Source organism: Gordonia sp. i37, from assembly GCF_002043085.1.
Classification (GTDB): Bacteria; Actinomycetota; Actinomycetes; order Mycobacteriales; family Mycobacteriaceae; genus Gordonia; species Gordonia polyisoprenivorans.
In genome coordinates this window covers 1-1,166 of the sequence record NZ_MVPX01000453.1, presented here as the reverse complement: position 1 = coordinate 1,166, position 1,166 = coordinate 1, and the positions used below count along the sequence as shown (strand labels likewise).

The following is a 1,166-nucleotide window of genomic DNA, read 5'->3' as shown; positions in this document are numbered from 1 at the left end:
CCTGTGCCGAACAGCTACCGGGCCACAGTGGTCCGAATCCAGCACCGGTGCAAGCGGTCTCGAGGCTCGCCGCACGCGGCTCGCACCTCGACCAGCGATTGATGAATCGGGCCCTTCCCATCCGATGGTCGAGGTGCCGAGGAGCGCCAGCGACGAGCCTCGAGACCCCGTGTGTCGAAGGGATTCCGGGCCACGGTGGCACGCGCACCTCGACCATCGGGATGGGATTATCACTATGGAGTTCTCAAACAACAGATGCGGTCCCGGCCGGGCCGGGTGCAGGGAATCAGGCTGTAGTAGCGGCGCTTCGGGTCAGGCTGCTACGTCGTCGAGTCGCATGCTTCTGCGGTGATACGACGGCACCGGCCGGCGTTTCGGGTCGACGGTGGCGGGTGGGATCAACCAGGGGTGCCGGTCGAAGCCCATGATGATGTCCCACCCGTGGTGGTGCACATCGTCGTGGCAGCTGCTGCACAGCAGGCAGCCGTTGTCGAGGTCGGTGGGCCCACCGTCGGCCCAGTGGTGCGCGTGGTGTGCTTGGCAGCGGCCGGCGTGTGCTCCGCATTTGATGCACCCGCGGTCACGCACGAGCAGGGCTTTGCGTTGCCCGGGGGTGAACAATCGTTCCTGGCGTCCGACGTCGAGGGGTACGCCGTCGGTGTTGAGGATGATTTTGGTGATGGTGGTGTCACACGACAACATTTTCGCGGTGGCTTCGGTGATCGGACCCATGTTCTGCAAGTCGCCGCCGATTGCCGGGTTGTCGGCTGACCAGGTCCACAACAGCCCGTTGGTCGGTTTGGCCGAGAACGTGGTGTCTGCTAATCCTTGTGCTGCCAACTCCACGATCGTTTCGAATGCGGCCGCGCAGATCTGTTCGGGTGTCCGGGGATCGGGGGATCCGTCGGGTTGAGGTTTGGGCGCCGACAAGGTTTCCATCAGGGTGCGTGTTTTCTCCCCGGCGATGATGTCGAGGTTCGCCGAGATTTCCAGTCGTCCGTCGTCGGTGATGCGGTCGGTGTAGGAGTTGATCGTCTTGTCTTCGGCGGCCGGTAACCCGCCCGGTGTGTCGGCCGCCAACTCGTTCCCCAACTGCCGCGCGTAGAGGTTGATCTCGGCGGGGGGGAAACCGGCAAAGTAGTGCGACAGCAGTTTCCGCAGGTATT

General features: G+C 63.9%; 1 protein-coding gene. It reads right to left on the bottom strand.

Annotated elements, in window-relative coordinates; genetic code table 11:
• Nucleotides 1–312: 312 nt before the first annotated feature.
• Nucleotides 313–1,166, bottom strand: an 854-nt coding sequence (locus tag B1964_RS22275; RefSeq protein ID WP_139765830.1) for an HNH endonuclease signature motif containing protein, incomplete at its 5' end; no start/stop codon positions are given.